Below are 20634 nucleotides of genomic sequence, written 5' to 3' on the forward strand. Positions count from 1 at the left end.
TTAATCTAATTTTAGTGATTCATAAAACTTTTCTTTTAATAATGTTTTCCGTTTTGTGAAAAACTCTTGCTTCGGAACATTGCAATCATTATTTTCATCAAATATTTTTCGTGTTTTTTGAGTAATCCAATGTCCACCGAGTCCTGAACTTTCAAGGTATTTAAACGACTCGGAAAATGGTTTATTTGATTTATCTATATTCTGTGCCTGAGGTAATGGAAACATATTTCCTATTGAATTTACATGGTAGTCACGAGAGTCATCTGCAAAATAGGCTTTGATGTTAGATTGTTCCGGAGCCCTTGGTTCCATGTGATCTAAGTGCAACTTCGACACATCCTCTTCTGAAATTCCTATGTTGATACTTTTAATCGATAGCTTGTCAGCATCTAGAGAGGTTGATAATAGCTTAGCAAAAAGTACCCTAACTTTAATATCTGAAGAGTTATATTGCCAGCTATCTAGCCAAGAATAAAAGAGCTCTTTATTTTCATCATTCAAAGGAGTCAAATCTGAGTAGTATACGTTTGAAGAAGTTTTATTATTTTGACTTAACAAACGATTGCCCATTTCTCTAGCCCCTTTATAATCTTTATGAAGTAATGCTAAATGGGACAGTTTTATGGCTTGACTATTTAATTTTTCAAACTTTTCTCTATTCTTATTTTCAATAAGCTCATACAAAAAGGCTTGAACTTTATTAGGGCTGAAGCTAGAACAAATATGGTCTTGTATATATTTAAGGACGAGACAAAAATACCCAGCCATAACACCATTGTATTTAAGTGCACACAAAAGTGATATTAATTTAAAAGCAGGGCTTCTATCTTTATTGTATTCAGCCTTTAAAGCTAATTTTTCTCTTTCTCGATCTTTAAGGTCAAAAGTGTTAACTATTATCCTACAGGCTTGAAAAATATTAAAATCAATTGTTATATCTTGTGACTTATATGCATTTTGATTTTCTAAGTACTTTTTCACCTCTTCTCTATACTTATCATTTTGGTTATAACCTATAGATGTTGAACCGCTCATAAAAGCTGTGGCGAAGAACGTTATATACTTTTTACGATAGTCAGCAGTGTCACTGTATATTTCATCACCCCATTGGTTTTCTAAAGTTTCTATTTTTGAGTCAATGACACTATCGCATTCTTCACTTTTCAAGCAGTACTTCTTATAGAACTGATTTTTAATTAAATCTAAATCAGCCAGATCCATTGAGCGATCATTGAGCACTTCAAATAAAGTATACGCATCTTTCGGGTTACCAGTTTGTACTACACATAATTTTATCTCGTGCAAGAACGAAGATATCTTATCAATAAGAGACTTTGCAATTTCAAAAGGTTTATCTTTTGTGTTAAGTGCCATGAAAGAGTCGAATATTTGTTGGATTGCATTTGTATATTGTTTTTCAATTTTAGTTAAATCTTCCTCTACTATCCGAAACCTTGGCTTGTTTTGATCATTTAAAGTAATATATACGTTTGAAAGGGCTTTTGAGAATTGTGAATTAAATGACTTTCTATCATATGTTAAGAGCATTGAGTGCTTAGTTATAAAAGTAGTTAACTCTTCTCTGTGGACATTTTGAAAATCGCTGCTATCTTCCATTAACTCAGGTAGATGGACAAGGTTTCTATATTTAGTAGAGAAATTATTCCTACCATCTTCCTTATCTTCACCATCCATTTCTTCTATACTCTGAAATTCCTCAAGTAGAGCATTTCCGTCAAACTGTTCTATTTTATTAGTAAAAAGATATTCACTAGACTGTTGAAGTTGTTCGAAAAGTTTCGATAAATGCAGTATTTTTGATTGAGCAATAGCTTGCCTTGTAGTCACACGCAAAAGTAAGAAAAGAACATAATTAGTCAAAAAAATGGTAGTGAAGCGTTGCTGGCCATCTATTAGATCATGAGTTTTTCTTTCCATATCAGCAACTGTTACAACTGAGCCTGCAAAATATTCCGTCTCATCCTGACTATGCCAGTCTTCAATAAGTCTTTTTACCATCTCTTTATCCCAGCTATATGGCCTTTGATAATGAGGAATTTTAACTTTATTAACTGCTAATGCTTCAGATTGTACATCACCACTAATCTGATAAAAATTTACAATTTTTGCGCCTTTTAAATCCATTATTAGTCCTTTTTAATTCTCAAAACTTCACTTCGTCTACCCGGCATATAAACTTCTACTTCATCACTTGCATATAGCTTAAGGTAAGAATATAAATTTGCCTGGAGATCTTTTATTTCTTGGCGGTACGGTGCAGGGTCATCAGCTAATGCGTCATGCAGCAACCTTGAGATTTGCCCAAAACCTAAGTCACGTTCTGACTGGTTTTCAGTAATTTGTTTTTTTAGCCAGCAGTATGCTTTTGTTTGCTTGAGCAAAGTTGACGCTAATACAAAATCGCCTTTAGCATTCTCTATTTGAGCAAAGGGTAATGATGGGTTGAGTTGATATTCATTCAAACAAACGTCTGGTTTACCTAACGGGAAGTCTGAGACAAACAGCTCTGATGTTTGTGGCAGTATATCTTCAGGCCATATAGCAGATAACTCAGCTTCATGGGACGTATCAAGTTGTTCTAAAAATGCTTGCATTTTATCGAGCATACTTAAAGTCAAATCAGTGGCTGATTCAACAATTTTATTAATGAATGCTTTGGATTGTTCACAGGCATTTACTCTACTACAGGATTCTAAGTTACTGTTATTTACTAGGGCTAACCCTTTGCCCGTTAAATTAGCGCTACCATTGAAAATAGTGTCGTGATCTATTTGATAAATTTTTGCATGCAAATTTACGAGAGCTTTTACTTGGTAGCCATTGTTAATACAATCTCGCAGTGCATTTAAATCACTTGCACCTTTGACAAAATCATTTGGTGTAAAACGACCTACCAATTTAACTTTAGGCTTATTAGCTGTAATTAAATGGCTCAACCAGCTTGTAGCTGACTGAGTCATAAAAGCAGATATGATAGTTAAATCATTACAGCTAGGTAATAACTTCTCAAGTTGAAGCGTCAGCTCAGTATTTGAGATTAAGCTCGACATTAAAAGTCGTCCAACTCGTCACCTTCAGGGCCTTGTAGAAACTCACTAATGACTATCCCCCACTCTCGTCGAATAGTATTTAAATAAGCTAAACGTCGCTCATCTGTGGTTTCGTTCATCACCCGAGCAAAACCAGCGATTGTGGTTTGCATAATCTCAAGTTCATCACCATCAAGCTTGCTTACTAGCTTTTGATAAAAAACGTGGTTGGTATTGAATAATACGAGTGTTAACCCTTTACTTGTTGATACGTCAAAGAAGGCTTCAGAATCTCGTGCAACATCTTCAATTAAAAAGCGATTACCAGTGAGAATGAGTCGCTCGGCCTTTTCTTCAGCCTCTTCATCACTCATTCCACCTGCTTTTTTGAGATGTTCAACAACATCTTCCTTCTTTAGCTCTTTTGGTGTTTCTTCTTTAGTCTTATGACCATGAGTTTCACGGTGTGCAGAGCCTTGCGTTGCTTTAGATGCAGCACCTTCTGAAACAGTTTTAGGCTCCTCACCTTTTACAGCTTTACCTTCAACATTTATTGTATCTAAGGCTTTAGTTAAAGCTGATACATGCTTTTTAATTACTGCCACCACTTTAAGTACTTGAAGTAATGAATCAGAGTTTTCTTCTAGATCTCTTAAGTACTCTTGCTCAGAGTCGAATCCAGCTTGAGTAAAAATTGTTTTCATCTCGTAAGGAATTAAACGAATAGCATCTTGCTTATTATTCGTTACACCAAAAACAGCATCAAGCGTTGGTGGGAAGGATACTTCAATCCCGATAAAGCGCCCTTTACTCTCTCTTAAAGCAGAAGTTAAGAATGAATCTCTTAAAACTAGCTCTCTATTGGCTCGAACAATTGAAACTCCTACATTTTTGCTACAATGCTTACCCCAGGCTGTACCACCTAATTTACCAACAGTATCCTTCAAAATACGATTTGATATATTCTTTTTAACCATTGAGGTAGTAACGGTTACATCATCTCGTTTGGGCTCACCGTTTTCATCAATGTATTCAACTGAAATGACTTCTTCATCCATCTTCTCAAAGAAAGCTTCATTTTTATAACTACCAGGTAATTCTGGGAGTGAAGTATTCTTTTTGAGATACATTGGATCGTTTGCTTTAAAAGTTTCCTTATCATAAACATCAAGCCTGTCATCTGCTGATTTACGATACGTAATACTTTCTATTTTTATATTGTCATCACTAATGAAATTACGATACATCCTGCCTACTAAATGCTCACAATGTCGGTAGATTGACTTGCCGGTTTTCCAGCTTAAGCGATCAAGTTTAGACCAAATAATTAATGTGCCTGACTCTGGCTTTTTAGTAAAAAAAGCTTTTTCATACTTTGCAGGAATGGCTTTAGCTCTAGGCATTGGGACTTCTTCAAGCGCACCATTTTTCATTTCATCAACATCTAAGTAAGTATGATGAGGTTCCCCACCTGCCTGCCAACTCCATACATCAACGCGCTTACACTGTGAAATGGAAGAATTTGGTAAACCCATACCAAACTTACCCATACCGCCCGTATCTTTACGGTGCGTACCGCCACCAAATTGCATAGCAACTCTAAGAGTATCGATATCCATACCTACACCATTATCCCAAAGGGAGATTTCTGATACGGTATAATTTTTACGGGCTTTTAATTGTTCTTCTATAAAACCAACTTCTACACGGGTGGCCGTTGCTTGTAAGCTATTATCGATAAGTTCAGCTAAAGCGTATGCTGTATTGTTGTAACCATTATCCCTTAATGACTCAATAACGGTCTCAGCACTTAAAAATCTATTACTCATTATTTTATTTCCTTTTCTGCCCACATATCATTCCAATAACCAAATGCGAGGCTAATACTTTGAAACTCAGGTATGTTATCCATCACTGTGTATATATTGCATTCTTTGTTACCGCCGCTTTTATAACCCCTCATGGCACGGCCCGCCATTTGCAAATACTGTACTAATGAGTTCATTGGCTTTGCGATTACGGTAACATTTGTTTTTGGGGCATCAAAACCTGCGGTTAAGACATTAAAATTGACAAGGACTTGCAACGTCCCATTTTTATACTGAGCTATTTTTGCTCTGCGACTTTCTGTCGAATCATTTTTACTATCTATTGAAGCAGCTTTAATACCTTGATAAGCAAGAGCTGTTGCTAAGTTAATTCCGTGTTCCACTGTACAAGCGAAAACTATAATTTGAGACCCAAGCTTACATTCCTCAATAATAGTATTGAGGATCTGGCGATTACGTTCTATGTTATTAGCCAAAGTAGCCATTGTTTCAACGCCGCCTGCATCCCTTAATTCATATGCAGCAATGCCCGAATGGTCGTAATTTAATGATTTAAAATTAGCTTTAGCTAAGTATCCCTTCTCGACCAAGTAATCTATAGGTGATAGATAACCTGAAATTTGCATTGATACTTTATTTTCATAAAAAAAATTAGCTAAACGAGCATCTTCCTCAGATAGTCCATCCTCAGAATAACTTCTTCCCGGTGTTGCTGTTAAGCCAATCAAATCAGCGTGAAATGCTTTGTCATCAATAAAGTCTTGAACAACTTCTTGAAACTTAGGAGCTACTGCTTTATGGGCTTCATCAAATATTACTAATGTTACTTTTTCAGCAAGCTTGCTATATAAAAGTTGTAATTGTCTAGAATCACTTTTTCGTAAACTTAAAAACTTGTGTAAGCCCGCAACGACAAATCCAGAATCAATACCGCTTAGGCTCTCTGTGGAACTTGAATAAAAGCCGTAAAGTGAGGTTGATCGATTACCTAGTGACTGCCATGCTTTAGAAAATTCAACATAAGCTTGCGAACAAAGTTCCTCTCTATCTGCAAGCCAAAGAACCAAGTTATTTTCAGATTGCCTTAAGTGCTCCGCAGCTATGTTCATTGCTGTGCGTGTTTTCCCCGCCCCAGTTGGCAAATGAATTAAAACGCGTTTTTTATTCTCAACTAAGCATCTAAAAGTTTGTTTACTTATATCTTGTTGATAAGGGTAGAGTCCATAACTAGGTTCTACACAAGCGATACTTTCGAGCTGAGAGTCTTGATTTAATTCATCAACATAGAGTTCTTTTAACCCTAAAACAGCTGCAAAACTTTCAGGCTGCTCTTTTGACCAACTAATTACAGCATCATAAAACTGTGGCGTTACCTTTTTATTTTTCAAACCTAAACTAGGGAATAAATCAGCCAATAAAGTTGGTGGTATTCTTTCTATTAACTTTTGTCGTAGGAGGTCGTCAAATAAAAAGTCGATTTGCATAACACTAGCTACAACGCCTGCTAATTTATGCTTTTGATAATTAACTGAATCTCTTATTTCGTTTTCTTGAACATCAAGCGCTAAAGCGAACTGTATAGAATTTTTTGGAAGGAAACTGAGTAGTTCATCTTCGGAAAAGTTTGATAAAATATTGGTAAGCATTAGGTTCCTTTAGCTCAAAGCATATCATTCCTTCAAGTTACTGAGGCAGGCTTAAGTAGCAAAAACCCCTTATAACTTCTTTATATTCAGGACATTATAATATTATACAATTTAGTACAAGTATTTTGAGTTAAATGAGTAAACACTGTTTAAATAGACAGCCTTTGTATATAAAGTACTTTCGTCTACACGCATTTCAAGTTAGTATCGCCATTGGACAAATTCTCCAAGGGCACTCAATAAGCATGAAAGCTAAATTTACGGGGCATGATACTTTCCCTCTTCGCTATGGATGGTTATATAAAGCAACTAACTTTCTGAATAATAATGGTAAATTCACAAGTTCTGATGAAACTAAGCTGCGTCACGCAGTTGTGGAGCTTGGCGTTGGTAAAAATATGGTAAAAGCGATTCAGTATTGGGCTGAATCTACCTGCGTTGTTTCTTCAAACCGTATTGCAAATACTACAGAACACTTAGTCAGCCCTAAAGGAAGGTTTCTTTTTGGCGACTTTGAAAGTGAAGGTCACGACCCTTTTTTAGAACATATTACTTCTGTCTGGTTAGTTCACTTCTGGCTGAACTTTAATTTTAAAGACCTCACTGCATATCGTTATTTCTTTAATTATTCTCATGTGCAGCATTTTGAAAAATCTAAATTACTCGATGATTGCTTCAATGATGCAAAAAAACTCGTTACTAATGATATTGGTAACGAAACGACTTTAAAAAAAGACATCGACTGTTTCTTAAATATGTATGTGAAAAAATACAAAGGTGCAGGTAAAAAGAAAGGGGTCATTGATGAAGATCACTTTACGTCTCCCCTGTCTGAATTGCATTTGATACAAGATAATGGTGCCGGCTTTTATGTCAGTAACTTAGCTGAGCGCCCTGAATTACCGATAGCGGTTTTTATTTATGCATTAATAGAGTTTTTTAACGTGGAAACTTCAGATTCAAACGTCTCGACAATCGACTTTGATGCACTATTAACTAAACCTTGTTCTCCCGGCCGTATTTTTCGCTTGTCAGAAACAGGGCTTGGTCAAAAATTAGATGAGGCTCAAACCTTAACTCAAAATGGTATTTCTTGGGTGGATTCTCTTGGGTTAAGACAAGTCAAAGTTGATAAAACTGAGCTTACAAATTCGCTAGACTATTTAAAACAGTATTACGGTAAATGCTAAGATGACTCAGCCTCCTATTTCAATCAATCAACGTTACAAAAGCTCAACTAGAATTGACAGCAATAACAATAACCTAGAGTCCTTCATAGATGATTTTATTCTTCATGGAACAGCTGTTAATGTACTAGATACTATCAGCCGTGATTTTTTTGGTAATGAGCAACGCGCTTATACACTCACGGGCCCTTATGGTTCAGGTAAGTCTACTGTAGCGTTATTTTTATCTTGTTTGTTATCGTCTGATACAGTGACAAGAGAATACGCTTCAAATAAGCTCTCAACTTCAAATGGTGTACTTGATAACTTTGGTAAATATTTTCAAATCAACAAAGGTTGGAAAGTAATTAAGCATGTATGCGGATTAGAGTCACCCGCTAATGCGATTTTGATCAGTGTATATAAAGCTCTAGGTTTAGATTTTGATCTTGAGACAGCTTTGAGTATGAGTGATGAAAAATGTTTAAAAGAAATTAAACATGCCTTTTCTATTGTGCGTGAACACGATGGTGTTTTACTGCTTTTAGATGAAATGGGTAAAGCTCTCGATTATCAATCTCGTGCAAATAAAGACTTGCACTTATTTCAAGCACTTGCTGACATCGTGCAACAAGCTAAAGTGCCTGTATTAATGCTCGGCTTTTTACATCAATCATTCTCCGATTATGCTAAAAACAAAGATGTAAAAGCGCAAAAAGAATGGGCAAAAGTACAGGGGCGTTACCGCGATTTAAGCTTTAACCCATCTATTGATGAATCTTTAGTGCTTGTGGGTGATTCAATTACAAAGCACGCAAAAATAGACCAAGTTCTGACTGAGCACCAACAGCCTTTAATTGATCTTGTTGTTTCAACGTATTCGAATCAAAGTCGAAATGGTGCTGCACTTGCTAAGACTTTACCGCTTGATCCGCTTGTTAGCTTGTTATTAGGTCCTATTTCTCGTCGGCGTTTTTCTCAAAATGAACGTAGTTTATTCGGCTTTTTAGCCTCACATGAAAAACTGGGGTTTCGTGACTTTTTAGCGCAGAAATATTCTAGCCTTAATCCAAGCTTTCCTTTATATCGCCCAGAATTATTTTGGGATTATTTGCATCATAATCTACATCATTTAATTGTCACCTCGCACGATAGTAAAGCCTGGTTAGAAGGTTGTGATGCTATCTATAGAGCAGAACAAAAAGGTTCTGATTTACATGTAATACTAACTAAGACCATTGCCTTACTGACTATTTTTGGTTTCCACCATCATTTACATGCCAAACGCGACTTTATAACTCAATACGCTATCACCCGAGGTTTTAGTAAACATGAGGTAACAGTCGCTTTAGCTGAACTTGAAAGCTGGACAGTGATTATTTATCGTCAAAAACATGATGCATTGTTTGTTTTTCAAGGCAGTGATATCGACATAAATAATTTAGTACTTGAACGTGTCGAAGCCGTGAGCCAAGGTGTTGATTGGACAACAGTTTGCAATGTATCACAAAATATATTGGCGACTGCCCATTACCACAAAACGGGTACTATGCGCTGGGCTAACACTTTATTAGTCAATAAGTTTGATAATGCCCTTTTAGATCAACTAAAAGCGACTCCCCTTTCGGGCCAGTCTTTTATGACTTTTTTATTGCCCGCGAACCCGAAGGTCAACAAAGAATTAAAAGCCATAGCTGAACAACTACCTTATACAGCCATAGGTCAGTCGGACAATTTAGAGAACTTAAAATTAGTTGCTATTGAATTGATAGCTCTGCAACAAATTGCCAAAAGTGAAGAAAAGATTAATCATGATTTAATAGCTAAGAATGAACTTGAAAATCGCATTAAACAAGCATCACAACAAGTAGAAACAGAATTAGCAACAGCATTTCGTTTAGCCACGTGGACACATGAAAACACCAAACTTGATACGTTACCTCTTACGGTTAACGCATCACGTTTAGCTGATAAAATATTTCATGGTTCACCTAGTGTGATCAATGAATTAGTTAATCGTTCTAAGCCTTCTGGTAGCGCAAATAGCGCAATCCGAAAACTTATGGATATGATGTTTAAAAATGGTGATAAAGAAGATCTGAGTTTTGACAACGCTTCATTTCCTCCAGAAAAAGGCTTATATCTATCATGTTTAAAAAGTAAAGGTTGGCACTGTAAAACAGATGAAGGATTTTTATTTCCACAGCAATGGGATAGTTTAGCCATAAAGCAAAATCCTAAAATGCATGCATTATGGCAAGACGGTATAGAATTTATTAAGCGCGCTAACGGTAAAGTGACTCTTGCAGATCTTTATACTCATTGGATGAAACCCCCATTTGGTTTAACTGCTGGCCTCTGTCGAATTTATGGACTTGCTTTAATTAAATCTTTAGAGGGGCAAATTGCCTTCTATGATTTTGATTCATCAAAGCAGTTCATCTTTATTCCTGAACTCGACGAGGAGTTAGTTAATAAAATTTATAAGCATCCGTCAGAAGCGGCTGTTCAATACTTTGAAATATCAGAAATTCAAACCCATTTGATCGACACATTAGCTAAAGCGACCATTGGCAATGCTCCGAAAAACGATGCTATTTTAGGAATTGCTAAACATATCGTTAAAATTGTCCATACATTGCCACCATGGGTTAAAAAAACGAGTGGTGATAGCTTTAGTAACATTGAACAATCAAATGGTTTAACAAAAGAAGCTCGTGCATTCAGAAACAAAGTAATCGCCGCGACTGATCCGTACAAACTAATTTTGAATGATTTACCAGAAGTCTTTGGGCTTGATAATGAAGATAAATTATTAGATGAAAAATTAAGTCATCGCTTACGTACAGCTATAGAAGATTTGTCTGGTCAACATGAAATGTTACTGTCTGGCTTTAAACAAATTATTGCCAGTGGACTAGGTGCTAATTTCGATCAAATACTTTCTGCCCGTTGTGAGTTAGTTATTAATGCCGCACAACGCCCGAATATCAAAGAATTTGCTAATCGCCTCATTAAGTTCATTTCGGGAAAAAGTTCTTTTGAATTGATAATCAACCTTGGTACTGGTACTCCAGAACGAAACTGGACTGATAAGCACATTCGTAATGCATTAGATGAAATTCAAAACCTTTGCGTTCAATTTCGACGTATCGAGTCTTTCGGTAGTTTAATTAGTGATAATGTAGCAGACTCAAAACCACTCGCTTTTATGACTAAAAACAAAGCTGGTAATTTAGTTGAACTAGGTGGCTTTATAAACTTTGAACTTGAGCAAGATAAAGCGGTAAAATCTGCTCAACAAGTTATCGAGTCTTCTTTATCTGGGTTAAATAAAGATCAAAAATTAGCGGCTATCACTAATTTACTTGCAGGTTTAATGGACGAAATAAAAACGGAAACGAGTAATGGCTGAAAAAATTAAACATGTTTTAGGTTTGTCGGGTGGTAAAGACAGTAGTGCTCTAGCATTATTTGTTAAAGAAACATATCCAGACTTGGAGGTGGAGTATTTTTTCACCGACACCGGTTACGAACTACCCGAAACAAATGAGTTTATTGATCAGCTCGAAGAAAAGCTTGGTTATATTCATCGTTTGAATGCTCGTTCTTTAAATAATATTGAAGGTCGTGGTGAAAAAGATTTCGCTAACCTATTAAAAGAACATGGTAATTATCTTCCATCTCAACGAGATCGTTGGTGCACTGTACAGATGAAACTTAAGCCTTTTGAACAGTGGCTTGATGGATTCATTAAAGATGGTTATAAAATCAAAAACTATGTTGGTATCCGTGCTGATGAACCCGAGCGTTCGGGGTATATGACAATTGAAAAGCCTATTGAGTCTGTTTTTCCTTTTCGTGAACACGGTATAGTAAAAAGTGATATAGAAAATATTTTACAAAGGAATGGCTTAGAAATGCCCGCTTACTATCAGTGGCGTTCACGTTCTGGTTGTACTTTTTGTTTCTATCAAAGAAAAATTGAATGGGTCAAATTACTGGAAAAACACCCTGATTTATTTGAGGAAGCAAAAACATTTGAGAAAGGTGAAGGTAATACTGTAGTTGGTGAAAAATTCTATTGGATGGGTCAAGGCCAACCTTTAGAAACTTTAGAAGATCCTGAAGTTCAAATGCGAATTATTGAAAATCACGAAAAACAGGTTGCACGTTTCAAGAAGAAAAAACGCCGCAACGCACTTTTAGGTGATATTGAAGGTTATTGTGAGTTTAATGAACTCGACGAAATCTACGATGAAGCTGAAGGTGGTGGTGCTTGCGTAACCTGCTACAAATAAGATTTAAAAGCGGCTAGTATGCCGCTTTTTTTATTGCTGTAACTATTGTATCTATATTTTCATTTGTTAAGTCCAAGGGAAAGCTAATTCTAAATGTGCTTTGTGCTTGTTCTCTTGTTAAACCTAATGATGTCAAGACATGAGATGCTTCAATTTCTTTTGATGAACAAGCAGAACCTTGTGCGAGGCAAATTGTTTGCTCATTTTCTCTAAGTAAAACGCTCACGTTAATTTCAGGTAAAGATAAGGAAATGCAATGTGGTAAAACCTTTTCGGTTCCATTCACTTGAAAGTTAATACGCTCACACTCTAACTTTTTCAACAATAGTCCTTTGTAGTCCATCTCTTCAAAGTTCTTATAATACTTCGGAAAATATTCAATTGCAGTGCCAAATCCCACTATTAAAGGTGCCGCTACAGTGCCTCCCCTGATTCCTTGCTCTTGCCCTGCTCCGTGAATAACGGGTAAGAGCATTTTATGCCTAAGGTCTCTAATATAAACTGCACCGATCCCTTTAGGTCCACCTATTTTATGAGCTGAAAAGGACATAATATCGACATTCATATCATCAACATCAATTTCAGTTTTTCTATAACTTTGTGCTGCATCGCTGTGGAATAAAACTCCTTTTTCTACACAAATATCACCAATTTCTCCAATTGGGTTAATAGTGCCTAGTTCATTATTTACATGCATTACGGATACTAATGCCGTATCAGGCCTAATTTCTTTTTTGATATCGTTAGGGCAGATTAGTCCATTCTTTTGTGGCTTGATAAGTGTTATTTCATAACCTTGATTTTTCATATATTCACAAATCGAGAATATACATTTGTGCTCAATTTCTGTTGTGATGATGTGTTTTTTTTCAGGTGAAATCTCGCCTCCCAACAACATACTTTTAAATGCAATATTGTTTGATTCTGTCGCGCCGCTCGTAAAAATGATTTCACTAGAGTATGCACCTATTGAATCAGCTAACTTTTCTCTTACGTCGTCGATTTTTTTGTTAATTAGCTCACCTAATAAATGACTAGAAGCGGAGTTTGCAAACTCTTGTTCGAATGCTCTATAAAGTGTTGATTTAACTTCAGGTAATAGAGGGTAAGATGCTGCGGTATCAAGATATATCATCTAAAAAATCCGGCTTAAGTAATTTAGTTCTAGCTTAACATAAAGGCTTAATATGACACTCCCATAAACTTTGAAAAACTCTACCTTGGATCTAAAAATATACTTTGGCGTAATACTGTGTAATAACTCTGCTTTGTTTTTGTTCTATGTTAGTAAACGTTGTACCTGCTGCACGTTCAGTGTTTATTTTCTTTCGCTGCGGGTTAACTCTCTTTTTAGAAGGTGTGTTATGGGAACTGTTAATGTGCAATTGGGTGGGTGTCCTTTAACGTATCATGTGCGTGCTAATTCTAAGCACGCAGATCCATTGGCGATTAATGAGCTGTTGTTACATGTGTTGGTTGATATCTCCGAGCAGACGCTAAGCGGCGTTGGCCACCTTATGGGATTTGGTGCTCATTCTACTCTCAATTCGTCTTCGTTTATTTATGGTGATTGGTGTGTAAGCCAAGAGTTAAAAGCGACGCCTATTTTGGTGGTGGCCGATGGCGTGTTTCCTCAAGCTGTGTTTAGTGAACAAAGTTGTGCCGAGCGCGAAAACCTAAAGCTTACCTTGTCGCTGCGAGATGATTGGAAAACCGGTTTTGCCAATATTGTGTATTTTGAAGCAGGGCAATGGGTCGAGATGAATGCTGCCAATGTGACATTGTCGGCCTGTGGGGATGTTGAGCAGTTAAACGAGTTATGCCAACAGTTCCCTGCCCTTAAAATGATTGGCCATTAGATTTTTATTGTTTGTGCTTTGTGTTTGTAACGTCCCGCCATTTTTGAAGCCCTGTCGCGGGGTAAACCCGCTGCTACGGGTGGGTGTTCAGCCTTAAAAAATACAAACCTCGTGGATGTATCGATTGTTCATTGCGTTTGTAGCAGCGACTTTATGTCGCGATTCTTTTTTATTGATATTTTGTTGCGCTGCGTAATAGCGGTCGCGGGATGAATCCGCTGCTACGGGTGGGTGTTTAGCCTTAAAACATACGTACCTCGTGGATGTATCGATTGTTCATTACGTTTGTAGCAGCGACTTTATGTCGCGATTCTTTTTTATTGATATTTTGTTGCGCTGCGTAATAGCGGTCGCGGGATGAATCCGCTGCTACGGGTGGGTGTTTAGCCTTAAAACATACGTACCTCGTGGATGTATCGATTGTTCATTACGTTTGTAGCAGCGACTTTATGTCGCGATTCTTTTTTATTGATATTTTGTTGCGCTGCGTAATAGCGGTCGCGGGATGAATCCGCTGCTACGGGTGGGTGTTTAGCCTTAAAACATACGTACCTCGTGGATGTATCGATTGTTCATTACGTTTGTAGCAGCGACTTTATGTCGCGATTCTTTTTTATTGATATTTTGTTGCGCTGCGTAATAGCGGTCGCGGGATGAATCCGCTGCTACGGGTGGGTGTTTAGCCTTAAAACATACGTACCTCGTGGATGTATCGATTGTTCATTACGTTTGTAGCAGCGACTTTATGTCGCGATTCTTTTTTATTGATATTTTGTTGCGCTGCGTAATAGCGGTCGCGGGATGAATCCGCTGCTACGGGTGGGTGTTTAGCCTTAAAACATACGTACCTCGTGGATGTATCGATTGTTCATTACGTTTGTAGCAGCGACTTTATGTCGCAATTCTGTTTTATTGATATTTTGTTGCGCTGCGTGACAGCGGTCGCGGGGTAAACCCGCTGCTACGAGTGGGTGTTTAGCCTTAAAACATACGTACCTCGTGGATGTATCGATTGTTCATTACGTTTGTAGCAGCGACTTTATGTCGCGATTCTTTTTTATTGATATTTTGTTGCGCTGCGTAATAGCGGTCGCGGGGTAAACCCGCTGTTACGGGATGGTTCTTTGTTATTAGCAGCGGGTTGTTGGGTTATTTCGTTACGGTTAAGGTGTAGTTACCTGCCCCTGAATACGAATACACAATAAAGCGGTAATAACCTGAGCTTGCGCTGTAGTTTATTTGCTCTGTGGATGTCGGGGTTTCGGACACGGCGACTTGTTGCCATGCTCCGCCCTGCCAGCGTTCAATTTTCAAATCAAAATCGGCATTGCTTGGGCCTGTGAGGGTTAGGCTCATTGCGCCACCAGCATATTGAAACCAAGTGCCATTTGGTTCGATGGCTTGTTGTTTATCTTGCAAGCTGCCGTTGTAGGTTTCACCTGCAGGTGGTTCTATAACGTCACTGCCTATAGTAAAGCTTACTGTTTTGCCCGGCGCGCTAATATTGCTGATGCTCAGGCCTGAATCTTGGCCATTCCACCACAGGGCGTTGGTTCCACGTGATGTTTGCGCATTGGGCAAGGTGCTCGAAAACTCCCCTGCATACGCAAACAAATCAGTGGCATCGCCGCGGTTTCGTTTGTATTCCGGATCGCGGTTGCCATCTGCGTGTTCCATTTGAATGTATGGTTTCCATTCATTTGAGTTGCTGCCTTGGCTGTCTACATGCCAAATAGCCAAACCTTGATCCGGTTGCTCTGAACTTTGCCCTGACTGATGGATCGCTTCAATGTAAAACGCTTCGTTTGCATTGGCAGGATTCGTCCATTTATAGGCGGTGTTGCTGTCAGATGTATGGCTCAGTGTGCCAGTTGGCGCATTGCGATTAATCGCAGGGTTAAGCTCAGTGACCGTATCCCAGCCTGCCAATGCACGAAAATGTGCCACTGGTGGTGTTGGTTTAAAGCGGTTTGTTGTGCCAATGGCACCGTAACCCATGACGCCAAAGCTTGCGACTGAGCCTTCAGAGCTGCCATCGTAGTCGTATAAATCTGGCCAGTTAGTGATTAAATGTCCAGATTCGTGAATAAACGTGCCAATTGCTAGGCTACTGCGCATGTCGGTCACTTGGTAACGGTCGGTACACACGCCGTCAGCACAAAAACGTGGGCTAAGTCTGGCCATGTGCGGCCATAACCCTTTTGACCACGCACTGTCGGAATTGCCCGCATAAAGAATATTCAACCCTCTGATCCCGCCTGAGCTATTGGTTGTCAGCGATGCAAAGTTAAATCCTTCTTGGAATTCGAGCCAATTAAGCGCCTCGGTGATAAGCTCTTGCGAGCGAACCGTTGAACTTAAGCTCGAATCTGCATAATAAGCTTTGTTCTTTTTTGCGGTGTAATAACGGGTGACCGTATTGGTGTAGTCTAGCTTGTTACCCGATACACTTTGAAAATATCCCCGAACAGACTGTGCATTACCAAACTCGTTGTAGTTGGTGTCGTTTAAAAATCGCTCGACCTGCTGCTGGCTAATGGTGCCGCGCTCATCAGGAAAATCAATAATGATGGTCAAGCCTTTTACATTGCCGCTAATTTGCGCGCTGGCATCTGAGGTTTGCTCAAAAGTGTGACTGTGTGTGAGCTCGTCTGTTTGCTCTGCCACTGAGTCATCTTGTTGCAAGGCTAATCCGAGCATTGTTTGCATATTGGCTTGTACCAACGCGGCTTTTGCTTCGCTACTGAGGCCCTGCTGATTGGTTGTAGTTGCTGCTTGTTCGCGCTGTTGATGAGTCTGTCTACTGGCGCGATCGCTAACCAATATACCGGTTGATGCTAAATCTGTTCCTGCTTGATTTAACGTCGCGTAAACCATGCCTCCTAGTGCATCATCAAACATCACCAAGCGCCCGTCTTGACTTCGCTGCTCTGCATAATAATCGTTACCATTGAGCGTTAAGGTGATCTGTTCACCATTGGGTTGTGTGAATGAGTATTCAGTGTTGTTATATGGAATGGCCGCAAATGCATTGGCACAAACTAATGCCACCCCACAGAGTGTGAATTTTACCTTCATGTTGTTCCCTTAAAGTAATTACCCGTTTTAGGTATTTAATAACTTACATAAAATTCACAATTAATAAACTATTTTGTATACATTTTGGGTAACCATTTATTGAAGTTTGTAGTGATTTTGATACAAATTACGAAGGTGTGAGGTGTAATGTTGAAGCTTTTGTTAGAACAGTCGCGGGGTAAACCCGCTGCTACGGGTTGGTGTTTATTCTTAAGGTTTTTGGTGAGCAGACTTTATAGCAGCGACTTTTATGGTTTACACCATTTCTTTATTGACTTGATTCAAGTAAATGCAATCCCAGTAGGGATAATCTCCTACTTTGTCACACAGTCCTTTTCTTAATGGATTGGCAATAACATAACGCGCTTGTACTTTTAGCTCTCTTTCGTCTCTAATGCATCGATCATAATACCCTTTTTGCCAAATCTTTTTTGTCTGTGGTAACATTTTTCTCAAACGTGAAACACAGTTCCCTTTAAAACATCAAACAACTCTTGATCATGTTAATTTATCACCTAGTTGAAAAATCATATGCAAATGATCTGGCATAATGGTGAATGCAATGAGATTTATTGTCTTATCCCGCACCATTTGTTGTAAGCAATTTGCAAGGATCTGATTGATGTATAAATTGGTAAAAAATGGCGTTCTGTTTTCGGTATTGATCGTTATCGCATAATACGCCCAAGGTTGCGAGAGTCGTCCTTTACGCAAATTCGCAGTTTTAAACATAGTGATTTCCTTTTCTGTTCAGATAATCATAGTTTATAAGTTAGCGTATATGGTTAGTCGGACAATTGTTGTCGCGGGGTAAACCCGCTGCTACGGGTTGTGCTTAGCTGTAAAACTTTCTAACCACGCGAATGTATCGATTGTTCAGCTGCATTTGTAGCAGCGACTTTATGTCGCGATGCTCTTTAATTGAGATATTGCTGCAGTGTTTAAAACAGTCGCGGGGTGAACCCGCTGCTACGGGTAATTTTGAAACGAGTAGAACCCGCAGCAGCGATATTAATTATTGACTAGCTTGATAAACAACCTGCCCTCTGCTGATTGTTTGATGCACTTTGATGTGTTTAATTTCTTCTCGCGGCACTTTTACAGGATTTGCTGACAAAATAATTAAATCGGCCTGCATAGTGGGTTTAAGCATGCCTTTGTTATCTTGTTCAAAATATTGGTATGCCGCCCAACTAGTTAGCGCCTTTAGCGCTGTGTAAGGTTCGACTCGTTGGTCAGCGCCCAGTACTTGCTTAGTGCGAGTAGTACGATTAACCGTCGCGTCCAGCACTCTAAACGAATCAGGTAGGGCTACGGGTGCATCGTGATGACTGGTGAACATCAAGCCTTGGGCTAATACAGCTTGTGTTGGCGAAATAAAATCTGCTCGTGGGTGGCCAAGTACCGACTCAACATGCCAATCACCCCAATAAAAGGTGTGCATCGGGAATAATGACGGAAATATGCCTAAATCTTTTAGGCGCGCCACTTGGTCTTGACGGATTGTTTGACCATGAATGAGCACGGGTCGCCTATCGGCTTTGCCAAGTTTGTTTGTCGCGTGTTCAACTGCATCAATAAATTGCTCAATCGCTGCATCCCCGTTTGCATGGGTGAGTACTTGCCAGTTATTTTTAAACGCGGTTTCGACATAATTAAAAGCTGTTTGGTCATCAAATGTTGCATAACCTGCATATTGTTCGTCCTGACCTTCTGGGGCGATGTGATAAGGATGGGTCAGCCACGCTGTTTTACCTTGTGGTGAGCCATCAAAGTTGAGTTTTACACCGCCAATGCGAAATTGATTAGTGTATGTTGGGCTGTTGTAAGCAGAATCCATAAAATCAGTGCTTGTGGCCATATCAGCATAGGCAACCACATCAATCACAAAAGAACCCGCTTTAGATGCTCTATCCATAGCATCATATCCTTCTTGTGTTGCGCGTCCCTCTTGCGCCGTGGTGTAACCATATTTGGCATATAATTGCTGCGCTTGTTCAAGCATCATATCTTGTAGTTCAACATCAAAATTTTTCATTAGGGCAAATAACAAGGCAAAATGCGCATTTTCTTCAAGTACGCCATTGGGCTCATCGCTATTGGGCATTTTTCTGATCACGCCTCCTTTTGGATTTTCTGTGTTGGCGTTGATCCCCGCCATTTTCAGTGCGACCGAGTTGGCCACACTTAAATGACCAGAAGTATGAATGATAATCACAGGCTGGGTAGTGCTGACTTTATCGAGATCGGCTTTTGTTGGGTAACGATCAAGCTCGGCATCATCATAACCAAAACCCAAAATGGCGTTGGTTTTCGCAATAAAAGGCTGATATTTTGCATCGCTTGTTGCACTAATTAGGATTTGAACAAGTTGCTCAACACTGCTGGCTTGGCCATCTGGCGGGGGCAAAACATTGGCAACCATAGCTTGCAGCCCAACGCCGTAAACGTGGCTGTGGCTATCAATAAAACCAGGCATTAGGGTGCTGCCTTGTAAATCCACCAGCTGAGTGTCACTTTGTTGGTAAGTTAATGCGGTGTGTTTATCACCGACATAAATGATTTTTTCGCCTTTTGTTGCGATTGCTTCGACATAACTGGGCGCATCGGTGGTCATGGTTAAAATATCACCACCATAATAAATAACATCCGCGTGTTCAGCCAAAGAGGTACTACTTTGCGTTTGCGTCGTTGTTTTTGCTTGTTCACCACAGGCTGTGAGTAATAAGCTGGCCATCGCCACTGCAATAACACCGTGTTTCATCTTCATTCCTTGCTGGTTTTTTATTATTTATACGCTTTTTGTATCCTTTAGGCGAGCTTATCAAGAGTGTTTGTGCCTATTTTAGATGTAAATTTTCACGGGCTTGTCGCTGAGTTTGCCGCTGATTCAGCCCGCGGCGGCTGGCCCACCCGCTGCATTATCGACTTGCTAGCATGGTTGAGTCACAAGGTGCAGGCGTTAGATTGTGGCATAAGCGAGTGCGCCAAGGTGAATCTTTATGTTCAAGTGCTGCAAACTCGGTATATTGCTGCGCAGTCAACGGGCCTATCACTACTTGGTAGCGGCTCCCTTTTGTTAATAATTGCGCTTGATGCTGCCGATATTCAGCTTGTCTTGTTTGTGCGTAGCGTAATTGCTTGAATGTGCCCACTACAGCATAAAGCCTTGGAATTTCCTCAGCCGGAATTAGGCGTGCATAAAAGCTCTCGTTGTGTGAGTCGGCCACACTGTCATCGAGCGATTCAAGTAACTCATCACTGAAATCCATCGCGGTAAACGAGGTGATTTCTTCTAAAGTAATTGGCCGGTGCTGATGTTGCTGCAGACTTAAATTCGCTGGCTTATCTATTTTATGCGTGTCTAGATGCTGATTGTTTGTTGAATTTGCTTCGCTTAAGCGCCACTTGGCTTCTGCCTTTAATCCAGCAGAGTCAGGGGAATTTAATACTGCGATATAATCTTGCTGATTATCAAAACAAGCTTGTTGACCCAATATAAGTCGATGGAGCGCGCAATCTTGTGAAGTGACCTGTGAAATAACATGATCCGTGACTGACTTACCCGTAATAGAATAACTTAATGTACTGATCCCAATCGACACCATGTGTAATGTTGCACAGCTACAGAGTGTGATACACATCAAGGCAATTGCGCCTACTTTTAAGGTTTTCATATCTTACCTAAACGTCAGGGTTGAATGT

The 20634-nt window shown here is 39.1% G+C and carries 14 protein-coding genes; 4 read left to right on the top strand and 10 right to left on the bottom strand.

Annotated features, from left to right (window positions below; translation table 11 throughout):
* The 4 genes from PULV_RS11770 to PULV_RS11785 are packed head-to-tail and all read right to left on the bottom strand — an operon-like array spanning position 1 to position 6525.
* Positions 1 to 2145 (bottom strand): DUF262 domain-containing protein, encoded by a 2145-nt coding sequence (locus tag PULV_RS11770; protein ID WP_193331795.1) that lies wholly within the window; start codon positions 2143 to 2145, stop codon positions 1 to 3.
* A 2-nt stretch (positions 2146 to 2147) separates the two neighbouring features.
* Positions 2148 to 3071: a phospholipase D-like domain-containing protein gene (locus PULV_RS11775; RefSeq protein WP_193331796.1), complete on the bottom strand. Its 924-nt coding sequence runs from the start codon at positions 3069 to 3071 to the stop codon at positions 2148 to 2150.
* Entirely contained in the window at positions 3071 to 4879 is a 1809-nt protein-coding gene (locus PULV_RS11780) for an ATP-binding protein (RefSeq protein WP_193331797.1), read from the bottom strand. Before PULV_RS11780 ends, PULV_RS11775 begins: the two co-directional genes overlap by 1 nt.
* Positions 4879 to 6525, bottom strand: coding sequence for a DEAD/DEAH box helicase (locus PULV_RS11785; protein WP_193331798.1), 1647 nt, complete (start codon positions 6523 to 6525; stop codon positions 4879 to 4881). Before PULV_RS11785 ends, PULV_RS11780 begins: the two co-directional genes overlap by 1 nt.
* Before the next feature lie 245 nt (positions 6526 to 6770).
* On the opposite strand from PULV_RS11785, the gene PULV_RS11790 reads away from it, so the two are divergent.
* The 3 genes from PULV_RS11790 to PULV_RS11800 are packed head-to-tail and all read left to right on the top strand — an operon-like array spanning position 6771 to position 11992.
* Positions 6771 to 7715, top strand: a complete 945-nt coding sequence (locus PULV_RS11790) for a DUF4007 family protein (RefSeq protein ID WP_193331799.1) — start codon at positions 6771 to 6773, stop codon at positions 7713 to 7715.
* Position 7716: 1 nt separating this feature from the next.
* Entirely contained in the window at positions 7717 to 11106 is a 3390-nt protein-coding gene (locus PULV_RS11795; protein ID WP_193331800.1) for a hypothetical protein, read from the top strand.
* Complete coding sequence (locus tag PULV_RS11800) at positions 11099 to 11992, top strand: phosphoadenosine phosphosulfate reductase family protein (RefSeq protein WP_193331801.1); 894 nt, start codon at positions 11099 to 11101, stop codon at positions 11990 to 11992. The genes PULV_RS11795 and PULV_RS11800 overlap by 8 nt, the downstream gene beginning before the upstream one ends.
* 13 nt (positions 11993 to 12005) lie before the next feature.
* On the opposite strand, the gene PULV_RS11805 is transcribed toward PULV_RS11800, so the two are convergent.
* Entirely contained in the window at positions 12006 to 13127 is a 1122-nt protein-coding gene (locus PULV_RS11805; protein ID WP_193331802.1) for a cysteine desulfurase family protein, read from the bottom strand.
* Positions 13128 to 13356: 229 nt separating this feature from the next.
* On the opposite strand from PULV_RS11805, the gene PULV_RS11810 reads away from it, so the two are divergent.
* A complete protein-coding gene (locus PULV_RS11810; protein ID WP_193331803.1) occupies positions 13357 to 13851 on the top strand; it encodes a DUF1842 domain-containing protein in 495 nt (164 codons plus the stop codon).
* A 1149-nt stretch (positions 13852 to 15000) separates the two neighbouring features.
* Here the strand turns inward: PULV_RS11810 and PULV_RS11815 are convergent.
* From PULV_RS11815 to PULV_RS11835, 5 genes are all read right to left on the bottom strand, one after another.
* Positions 15001 to 16929, bottom strand: coding sequence for a M6 family metalloprotease domain-containing protein (locus PULV_RS11815; protein WP_193331804.1), 1929 nt, complete (start codon positions 16927 to 16929; stop codon positions 15001 to 15003).
* A gap of 255 nt (positions 16930 to 17184) precedes the next feature.
* Positions 17185 to 17376 (bottom strand): hypothetical protein, encoded by a 192-nt coding sequence (locus PULV_RS11820; RefSeq protein WP_086745159.1) that lies wholly within the window; start codon positions 17374 to 17376, stop codon positions 17185 to 17187.
* 51 nt (positions 17377 to 17427) lie between these two features.
* Positions 17428 to 17661, bottom strand: coding sequence for a transposase (locus tag PULV_RS11825; RefSeq protein WP_086745160.1), 234 nt, complete (start codon positions 17659 to 17661; stop codon positions 17428 to 17430).
* Between the two features lie 283 nt (positions 17662 to 17944).
* The gene (locus PULV_RS11830) at positions 17945 to 19693 is read right to left on the bottom strand and encodes an amidohydrolase (protein WP_193331805.1); all 1749 of its coding nucleotides are present in this window, start codon (positions 19691 to 19693) and stop codon (positions 17945 to 17947) included.
* Positions 19694 to 19850: 157 nt separating this feature from the next.
* Positions 19851 to 20606, bottom strand: a complete 756-nt coding sequence (locus PULV_RS11835; protein WP_086745162.1) for a hypothetical protein — start codon at positions 20604 to 20606, stop codon at positions 19851 to 19853.
* Positions 20607 to 20634: the final 28 nt, after the last annotated feature.

Origin of the sequence: Pseudoalteromonas ulvae UL12, from assembly GCF_014925405.1 — a bacterium.
GTDB classification, from domain to species: Bacteria; Pseudomonadota; Gammaproteobacteria; order Enterobacterales; family Alteromonadaceae; genus Pseudoalteromonas; species Pseudoalteromonas ulvae.